The sequence below is a fragment of the Synechococcus sp. MU1655 genome (assembly GCF_023630655.1).
In the GTDB taxonomy this organism is placed as follows: domain Bacteria; phylum Cyanobacteriota; class Cyanobacteriia; order PCC-6307; family Cyanobiaceae; genus Synechococcus_C.
This window is the reverse complement of record NZ_JAKUHK010000073.1, coordinates 1-7,787: the sequence shown is the minus strand read 5'-3', so window position 1 is coordinate 7,787 and position 7,787 is coordinate 1. Positions and strand designations below refer to the sequence as shown.

Genomic DNA, 7,787 nt, shown 5'->3' with positions numbered 1-7,787 from the left:
ATCGCATTGAAACTGAAGACAATCCTGAACGTCTGTTTCAGGAACTGATGAAAGCGAGCAGTGATGGCACTGTTCCTGAACATTTAATGGCGCGGCTCAAGGAGGCTGAGCGCCACATTGCGTCTCAGAACAAGGCGAAAGCAAAGGCGCAGGTCCCGCCGTCTTCTCAGACCCTTTCCAGACAACCGCTTCGCGGCGGCCAGGGAAAAACGACCCGTCCCTCCCGTCCGGATGTGGCCGCTGGGAGCGAAGAAGAATCGCTGTATGTGGCCTTTGGGCAGCTTCTTTTGGAAGATGACGAAGACTGAATTTGAGACCTGCCTGCGTTTGGATTTATTGGGATGAATCCCTCTCGCTGCCGCATTATCGCCATCGGAAAAGTTCGCAAGTCCTGGATTCAGGAAGGAATTGAGCTCTATCGCAAACGCCTTCCTGGACTCACGATCGTTGAGTTGCGGGATGGCAATCCCGAAAAAGAAGCTGAATCCATTCGCCAGACACTACGAAGCGACGAAAGGCCTGTGATGTTGATGGAACAGGGTGAAACGCTGACGTCGATCAACTTTTCTGAGCGGCTCCGCAGCCTTGGATCGCAGCGGCTTGCGTTCGTGATTGGTGGCGCTGATGGATTCACTGCTGAGCTGAAGAACCTGGCCCATTGGAAGCTCAGCCTCTCACCAATGACATTCCCCCATGAGCTTGCAAGACTTCTCTTGATCGAGCAACTGTTCCGAGCCCAAGCCATCCAGCAAGGAAGTCCTTATCACCGTGCCTAAACAAAAGACTTCCTTGTTGGCCTACTGCTAGACGTGATGCTGTCTTCAGATCAATCATCAGATCAAGCCTTGATCCAAACATTGGATCAAGAGAACATGGAGCCAAAAAGTATTTTGTGTTTTGGAGACTCCAACACCTGGGGAATGGCGCCTGATGGGAGTGGGCGCTTACCATTTAAAACACGCTGGCCCAATCGTCTCCAAAACATTCTGAATCAGCAAAATCCCAATCATCAAATCTGGACTGTTTTTGAACAAGGCTTGAATTCAAGAACCTGGGTGATGGATGATCCCCTGGGAGCCGTTAATTATGGTGGCGACTACAGCTGTAATGGCAGGCAACACTTGTCCATGATTTTGCATAGCTGTAAACCCCTGAACATTGTCATTCTTGCGCTTGGATGCAATGACTGTAAAAGCCACTTACATCTTTCTCCAGAAGAAATTACATCTGGAGCAAAAATCCTGATCCATGATGTGCGCATGTCCTATGAATGTGGACCACGCCATTCCAATCACCCACCAACGATTGTTTTAGTCAGTCCTGGAGTGATTCAAACCACACCACAATCTCTTGCTTGGGGGTTTAAAGGAGGCAGCGAAAAGTCTCGATTGCTTCCCTCCCTCTATCGCAACCTTGCTGAACAAGAGTCGGTGTTCTTTTTCGATACACAAACTGTTGCCGAAACATCTCCCCTAGACGGTGTTCACTTTGGCGCCGATCAACAAGACGGCATTGCTGCTGGATTGGCAGAACTCATCACAGCGATTGCAGCGTGAGACCGATTCAGCGTCCCCTTCAGCCTTCCGTTGTCTGCGACGCCTCAAGTGCAGTGAACCTAATCGGCTGGAATTTGGCCACGCTCACACTCCAACAACGTGAGGTGATCGCCAACAATCCGCTCCGAAAAGCTGCGCTATCTCCGGTATTGAGCCAGGCCGCTTTGAGAAGCGGTAAATCTTCAGGCAAATACTCCATGCTTAATTCAGCCATCAGCAAACTTGCAGACCCCGCGTCGCGCTGCAAAGGCCCCTGATCACTGCGTTGCCAGACACGAAGCAGGAGTTCCAAAGCCAGCTCACGGGCTATCTGCGCAGGAACCCCAGCTTCATCTTGCGTCGCATCCAATGGCAGAGATCGTCCCCCGAGGGGCATGGCTCGTTTCCCATTCTGCTCAAACAGGGCGATTGCCAGGAGATAGGGAGAATCGGCCATCAGCAGCAGCTTCAGAGAAAACCATCTTGATCGATACGGGCACCAAGCTTCAACGACGCGTCCACAAAAACCATTAGCCATCATCTTCAAGAGATCGCAGTAGCGGACAGGCGCATTGATTGCAAGCTCGTCGTCTCAGACCACATGCTCTTCGAGGAGGCTCTTTTTGATGCCACTCTCAACCAAAAACTCGAAGCGACCAAAAACTTAAACAATTTCAAATTAACTTTTATTCTCCTTTATGCGCATCCCACTAATTGCATTCAAAATTTTTAAAAGCGCAAGTGTTTGACTTGAAAAAGCCAGAGATTCCGAAAAACGAGTCGGAAAGACTAAAAGCACTGAGTGAATATAGAATTCTTGGCACAAAACCTGAAGAGAATTATGATGATATAACGAAAATAGCCTCTCTTACATGTGGTACTCCCATTGCTCTCTTAAGCCTGGTTGATTCAGATCGGCAATGGTTTAAGGCCAAGGTTGGCATTGAAGCTCAAGAAACTGTGCGCGATTGGTCATTCTGTGCTCATGCGATTCACTCCTCTGAACCTTTGATCGTTGAAGATGCGTTAAAAGACGAACGATTCTTTGACAATCCCCTGGTCAAAGGAGACCCGAAGATCAGACTCTACGCTGGCTTTCCTTTGCAGAACGAAGAAAATCATAGAATTGGGACGCTCTGCGTGATTGATCGAGAGCCACATGGGCTTACAGATAGACAATTCAGCATCATGGAATCCTTGTCTAGACAAGCAGTTGCCTTTCTTGAACTAAGGAAAAGATCCATCAAATTAATTGAATCTTATTGTTCACGTACAGATGGTGAACATATCATTTCGACCTGCTCTTACTGCAGAAAAGCGAAAGACGATAATGGAAGCTGGTTGCATCTAGATCGATATTTATCGAAGCGTACTAATCTGAATTTCAGCCATGGAATCTGCGATTCATGCATTGAAGAACACTTCCCTGATGTTCTTGAGGTCTGGCAATCAGAAGAAAAGCTCAAGCTTGAATGCAAATCAACGAATCGAAAGACTGTGCCCTAAACGCTGCTACTGAAACAGCGCATATCGCCCCCTTCAAGTTGCGCAGAAGCTAGGCCCCCTGTCTTTGAGATTGGAGTCCATAGGCCTGGCACCGACTTCAAAGCATGGCCAGCCAGCGATCAGCCAAAGGCTGCTGTACACGCGGGGGGGGCCAGAAGGCCAACTCCCACTCAATCCCCAGCAAATGAGAATCACTTGCAATTCAGACCGCTTTCCGATTGAATTGCGAACAATTCTCATTAAACTGCGATGATCCGTCTTTTCGGCACCAGGGACGACTTGCTCGCAGTCCTGACAGCGCAGTGGGCGAACGAGCAGCTAGGCCTTGACAAGCGCATGCCAGGCCCGGCGCACGCCGCCCACGCCGGGAAGAAGCAGAAAAACAATCGGAACGTTTGTACTATTAACTGAGTGCGAGCATGGGCTTCCGTGACAATCGATCGGATATCGCTGGAACCACCCCAACCTCTGCGACTGCAGCGTGAAAGCCTCAGCCTGCCTCTGGCGCATGACCAGATTGCCGCAGGGTTCCCCTCCCCAGCTGACGACTACATCGACGTGGGGATCGATCTCAATGAACAACTGATTCGCCATCCCAGCAGCACCTTTTTTCTGCGTGTCAGCGGCGACTCCATGACTGGTGCAGGCATTCATCATGGCGATCTATTGGTGGTTGATCGCAGCCTCGATCCTCGCCCTGGCCGAGTGGTGGTGGCCATCCTGGATGGGGCTTTCACTCTCAAACGCCTCGTTCGCCATCGCGGCTCTTTAGGCCTGGAAGCGGCCAATCCTGACTATCCCCATTTAGATCTCCATCGTTGCGGAGATGTACAGATCTGGGGCGTCGCAATTCACGTCATCCATCCGCTCTAACGCTCACATCGTCGCGATGACCCAGGTCACGGCACTGATTGATGCCAACAATTTTTATGCCTCATGCGAGCAGAGCCTGGATCCGGCCCTGCTCGGCAAGCCAGTGGTGGTGCTCTCAAATAATGATGGCTGCATCGTGGCCCGCAGCGCTGAAGCGCGAGCTCTTGGCATCGCTATGGGCACCCCTTATTTCAAGGAGAAGCGGCATCTGGAACAGCACAATGTTGTGATTCGCAGCTCGAATTACGCGCTCTACGCCGACATGAGTCAACGGCTGATGAGTTTGCTGGAAAGCCAAGTGGAGGATCTGGAGATCTATTCCATTGATGAAGCGTTTGCACGGCTCAGCCGTCCATCGGACGGAAATCTGCGTCCATGGGCACAGCGGTTGAGAAGCTTGGCTCGACGCAACCTCGGTTTACCCATTGCCATTGGTCTCGGGGCCAGCAAGGGACAGGCCAAACTCGCCAACCGCCTGGCGAAAGTGATACCGGCCCACGCAGGATTCTTTGATCTTGGATTGTGCCCTGATCCCGATCGCTGGCTGGAAACGATTTCCATTGAGGACGTCTGGGGAATCGGCCGCAAACTCGCTCTCTGGTGCCGAATGCGAGGAGTGGTCAACGCCCGTGAGCTCCGTGATATGCCCAGTGGATCTCTGCGAGCTAAAGCCGGAGTGGTGGGAGTTCGACTCCAAAGAGAACTACAAGGCCATGCCTGCTTGCCGCTTGATCTCGACCCCTCTCCAAAGCAGGAGACCTGCGTCAGCCGTAGCTTTAGTCATCCAATTACCAGCCTGGAAGAGCTCCGGGAAGCGGTAGCCACCTATGTGGTGCGAGCGGCTGAAAAACTGCGAAAGCAGCATCAACGCACAGCAGCTCTCACGATTTATACGCGCACGAGCCCATTCATTCCAGCCTTTTACAGCCGAGCTGCCAGCACCAGCCTGGATCTACCCAGCAACGACACGCGTGTGTTGTTGGAAGCTGCATTACCCCTGGTGGAACGTATTTTTCAACCAAATCGCCCTCTGGCGAAGGCAGGAGTACTGATGCAACACCTGCAGGGAATCGCTCAACTTCAACAACATCTATGGGTGCCCTGTACGGAGCAAGAGCAGCAGAGACGGGAGCGCTTGATGGCAACGATCGATCGTCTCAATCACCGCTATGGGAGAGGCACGGTGCAATGGGCCGCCTGCGGTCTGGATCCAAGCTGGGCCATGCGACGCGAACGGCTGGGTCGAGCCGCCACAACTCGATTGAGTGACGTGCCTGTGGTAAGGGCATAAGAGATGCAAGCCTCAAAAAACATCCAAAAGAGCGCCGTGCTTCATCAACACCACACACAAAGATAATGGAATTGTTCAATCACCAGTGACCATGTCAGGCATGATGCCTATGTTGAAGAAACTGAATCAATTGTATCCGGAACAACAATTCTTTCCATGGCGAAATTGGCAGTCGTCATCACCATGCTTGTCAAGGAATACCCAACGTTAGCAACTTAAGCGTATGCGAAAAGACAGGCATAAATTCACAACGAGTCTTGCAATAACTGCAGTTCTAATTCACGTCGACTAAGCAATAAAACCATGCGATATCCGTGGCTATTAAGACCTGTCTGTTCTCGCACAAGATCTGTATGCGCGAGAGCAAGGCCACAGGTTTCAACAAACAGAACGGGAAGACTGCGGGCATTCCCACTCATCCCTTGAAGATCAAGAGCCTGACGCACTGCTTGCTGTGCTTTCTCAGATCCCAATCGTTCCACAAAAGCAGGCCAGAGGTGGTTCACTGGCGTGTAGGTCGAGAAGTCAATCGTGGAATCAGCCATCAAACGGGCAACTGCTCAATCGCGACTGCAATCATCTGAGGAGTCACCGTAATCACTTCAAGGGCATCCTGATTATCAAGATAGGAATCGAAGGAGGCGAAACGCTCGATACGAGGATTAGCACCCTCCACAGCACATGCCTCGATCCAATCATTATTTTTAGGCTTCACAACCACAAAGGCCTGAAGGGCTTCATCGAGATCGCCACCATCTCCGATTCCTTCTCCATGCCAGATCGCTTCAAAAAATTCAGACATCGCTGAGAAGAGCTGTTCACCCATTATCAGGGATGCAAGATCTCCAAGACCATGGCAAGCCTTGCTCGAAAGCCACTGAGCTGTGGTGGCGTCATTGGCTGCTTGCCACACCGAACACTGTTGGCAGGTCTCAGTGATTGCGATCAACACGTGGTGTTTCGGGGTGAATCACCGCAACCAAAGGATCTTGAGGTTGCTCCACGCTTGCAGAACCCGAAGGGGTTTTCCATCACCATCGCAAACCATCCGTGCAGAGCAAGACCGGTTCTAACGCTTAGCGATCACGATGACGTTGTGCTGATCATGCGCTGCCTCGCCCATCGGCGAGACACGGGCGAACGAACTTGACCAGTTGCTGGAGACAAAACAGGTGCCCTCTGATTCAATCAAGCAGTTGAAATCCCTAACAAGGTCAATCCTTGATCAAGCATCAAGCACTCAAGCCAAATCTTAAAAACCTACAAAGCACAACAATCCTCCACCAATGGTTTCAATGAAGAGACGGTTATAGCTTTAGCAAAAGATTAACTTTGACCATGAAAGCCGAAGGACCTCGTTAGTTTTGCGTGACGGATAAGCAGAAACTATTCCTACCCGAACAACAATCAGAATCGCTCAACGCCAAGATTGTCAAACAAAAAGCCCTGCTAAAAGCAGGGCTTAAAGAGTCAAGATTGAGAGATTGGCCGAAAAAGACCAAAGCTCAATGCCTATCGCTTGGGCCAGCAATGTACTGATAGTCCTATCAGTTCGATTTCTTGTAAGCAGCTACTGCTCTTGCAATACAGTTTTCATCTGATTCAGTAGCTTGACTATTACCAGCAACAGAGGCATTGCACGCCTCTTGAATTGCACTCATGACAGAGTCAGGTACTCCTGGAGCAGCTGAGACAGCCATAGGTGCTGCAAGAGCAACAATGAGTGTGGCGAGCGCAGTTTTCATTGGTATTGAAGAACACCTTTAAGGTCTAGCTGCAAAAAAACACTACGGCATCATTGATGAGGCCAGACGGAGGAGTTCTCCGTCTCAGCTCATCATCTTGAACACTCTTTTGGATCAAATGACACATCTGCGCGACGATCCGCATCCGTGGATTCAAGGGTGAGGAACGCTGGTGTTTCGAAACCAAGACATACAGGTGATTGGACTCGCACCAATCCATCAAGCCGCAGGAGGAATGAATTCAGGGGGATTAGCAACAGCAACCTCATAACCAGCACAGCGTTGTTGATCAAGATGCTGAATATGCTTCCTCTCGGAGTAATAAAGCTCTTGCAATCGAAGCGCATCCGCATTCAACTGTTCAAACATCTCCTGAATACGACCTTCCATATCCACTCCCTCTGCCGACGCTGTCTGCTCTTGCTCACGAGCAATCAGCGAAGCAATACACCGTTCCAGAGTCTCAAGCCGTTGACTACCCCAAGCCTCTAACAAGTGACGGCAACGTTTATGACTCTTCTGTCGCTCCAAAATAGCCGCGGTGCCCCGTAAAACATCCATGGGACGCGCCAATGCCAAACGCTGGAGCTCCGCGGGTTCTAAAAGCGGCGTCAACTTGGCCACTAACGCACTGTTGTCCAGCAGCAGCTGATCGGTAAGCAAACGAGGTAGATCCAGATCGGCCAACTCATGACCCGGATCTTTGCCCCGACTGATCGCCTCTAGACGACCGGAACCGATGTTGCCCTCTTCAAGGTCGGTAATTGCAGACCACAACAGACGGTGGTGCTGAAGAGCGAAGTCTTCCAACTCCCGTTGGCGTAATTCGCAACGCAC

General features: G+C 50.9%; 11 protein-coding genes and 1 pseudogene. 7 read left to right on the top strand and 5 right to left on the bottom strand.

From position 1 onward, the window contains the following. The 3 genes from NCN04_RS05165 to NCN04_RS05155 all read left to right on the top strand — a co-directional run. Positions 1–308, top strand: a 308-nt coding sequence (locus NCN04_RS05165) for a hypothetical protein (RefSeq protein WP_250395380.1), incomplete at its 5' end; no start/stop codon positions are given. 33 nt (positions 309–341) lie between these two features. Further along, complete coding sequence (locus tag NCN04_RS05160) at positions 342–776, top strand: 23S rRNA (pseudouridine(1915)-N(3))-methyltransferase RlmH (protein ID WP_048346648.1); 435 nt, start codon at positions 342–344, stop codon at positions 774–776. 36 nt (positions 777–812) lie between these two features. Next, positions 813–1,556: an SGNH/GDSL hydrolase family protein gene (locus NCN04_RS05155; RefSeq protein ID WP_350223235.1), complete on the top strand. Its 744-nt coding sequence runs from the start codon at positions 813–815 to the stop codon at positions 1,554–1,556. Between the two features lie 19 nt (positions 1,557–1,575). On the opposite strand, the gene NCN04_RS05150 is transcribed toward NCN04_RS05155, so the two are convergent. Further along, entirely contained in the window at positions 1,576–1,992 is a 417-nt protein-coding gene (locus NCN04_RS05150; RefSeq protein ID WP_250395379.1) for a DUF8680 family protein, read from the bottom strand. 293 nt (positions 1,993–2,285) lie between these two features. Here NCN04_RS05150 and NCN04_RS05145 point away from each other — a divergent pair, with 293 nt between their 5' ends. The 3 genes from NCN04_RS05145 to NCN04_RS05135 all read left to right on the top strand — a co-directional run bounded on the left by NCN04_RS05145 (position 2,286) and on the right by NCN04_RS05135 (position 5,205). Further along, positions 2,286–3,041, top strand: a complete 756-nt coding sequence (locus tag NCN04_RS05145) for a GAF domain-containing protein (protein ID WP_250395382.1) — start codon at positions 2,286–2,288, stop codon at positions 3,039–3,041. Positions 3,042–3,470: 429 nt separating this feature from the next. Then, positions 3,471–3,914 carry a LexA family protein gene (locus tag NCN04_RS05140; protein ID WP_245407323.1) on the top strand — a complete coding sequence of 148 codons (444 nt, stop codon included), beginning with the start codon at positions 3,471–3,473 and terminating at the stop codon, positions 3,912–3,914. A gap of 16 nt (positions 3,915–3,930) precedes the next feature. Beyond that, positions 3,931–5,205 (top strand): Y-family DNA polymerase, encoded by a 1,275-nt coding sequence (locus tag NCN04_RS05135; RefSeq protein ID WP_250395381.1) that lies wholly within the window; start codon positions 3,931–3,933, stop codon positions 5,203–5,205. 245 nt (positions 5,206–5,450) lie between these two features. Here the strand turns inward: NCN04_RS05135 and NCN04_RS05130 are convergent, their stop codons facing one another. Together NCN04_RS05130 and NCN04_RS05125 are read right to left on the bottom strand one after the other, a co-directional pair. Then, a complete protein-coding gene (locus NCN04_RS05130) occupies positions 5,451–5,750 on the bottom strand; it encodes a hypothetical protein (protein WP_048346650.1) in 300 nt (99 codons plus the stop codon). Continuing rightward, positions 5,750–6,007, bottom strand: a complete 258-nt coding sequence (locus NCN04_RS05125) for a hypothetical protein (protein WP_048348182.1) — start codon at positions 6,005–6,007, stop codon at positions 5,750–5,752. The genes NCN04_RS05130 and NCN04_RS05125 overlap by 1 nt, the downstream gene beginning before the upstream one ends. 51 nt (positions 6,008–6,058) lie before the next feature. On the opposite strand from NCN04_RS05125, the gene NCN04_RS05120 reads away from it, so the two are divergent. Continuing rightward, positions 6,059–6,355 carry a hypothetical protein gene (locus NCN04_RS05120; protein WP_250395378.1) on the top strand — a complete coding sequence of 99 codons (297 nt, stop codon included), beginning with the start codon at positions 6,059–6,061 and terminating at the stop codon, positions 6,353–6,355. 397 nt (positions 6,356–6,752) lie between these two features. Here the strand turns inward: NCN04_RS05120 and NCN04_RS05115 are convergent, their stop codons facing one another. After that, positions 6,753–6,950 (bottom strand): hypothetical protein, encoded by a 198-nt coding sequence (locus tag NCN04_RS05115; protein WP_250395377.1) that lies wholly within the window; start codon positions 6,948–6,950, stop codon positions 6,753–6,755. 219 nt (positions 6,951–7,169) lie between these two features. Further along, positions 7,170–7,787, bottom strand: a pseudogene (locus NCN04_RS05110) (DNA primase); the annotation flags it as partial.

Coding starts and splice junctions, on each gene's coding strand:
- NCN04_RS05115 (WP_250395377.1), bottom strand. CDS start 6,950: ATGAAAACTGCGCTCGCCACACTCATTGTTGCTCTTGCAGCACCTATG.
- NCN04_RS05155 (WP_350223235.1), top strand. CDS start 813: ATGCTGTCTTCAGATCAATCATCAGATCAAGCCTTGATCCAAACATTG.
- NCN04_RS05135 (WP_250395381.1), top strand. CDS start 3,931: ATGACCCAGGTCACGGCACTGATTGATGCCAACAATTTTTATGCCTCA.
- NCN04_RS05150 (WP_250395379.1), bottom strand. CDS start 1,992: ATGGCCGATTCTCCCTATCTCCTGGCAATCGCCCTGTTTGAGCAGAAT.
- NCN04_RS05160 (WP_048346648.1), top strand. CDS start 342: ATGAATCCCTCTCGCTGCCGCATTATCGCCATCGGAAAAGTTCGCAAG.
- NCN04_RS05125 (WP_048348182.1), bottom strand. CDS start 6,007: ATGTCTGAATTTTTTGAAGCGATCTGGCATGGAGAAGGAATCGGAGAT.
- NCN04_RS05130 (WP_048346650.1), bottom strand. CDS start 5,750: ATGGCTGATTCCACGATTGACTTCTCGACCTACACGCCAGTGAACCAC.
- NCN04_RS05120 (WP_250395378.1), top strand. CDS start 6,059: ATGGCAAGCCTTGCTCGAAAGCCACTGAGCTGTGGTGGCGTCATTGGC.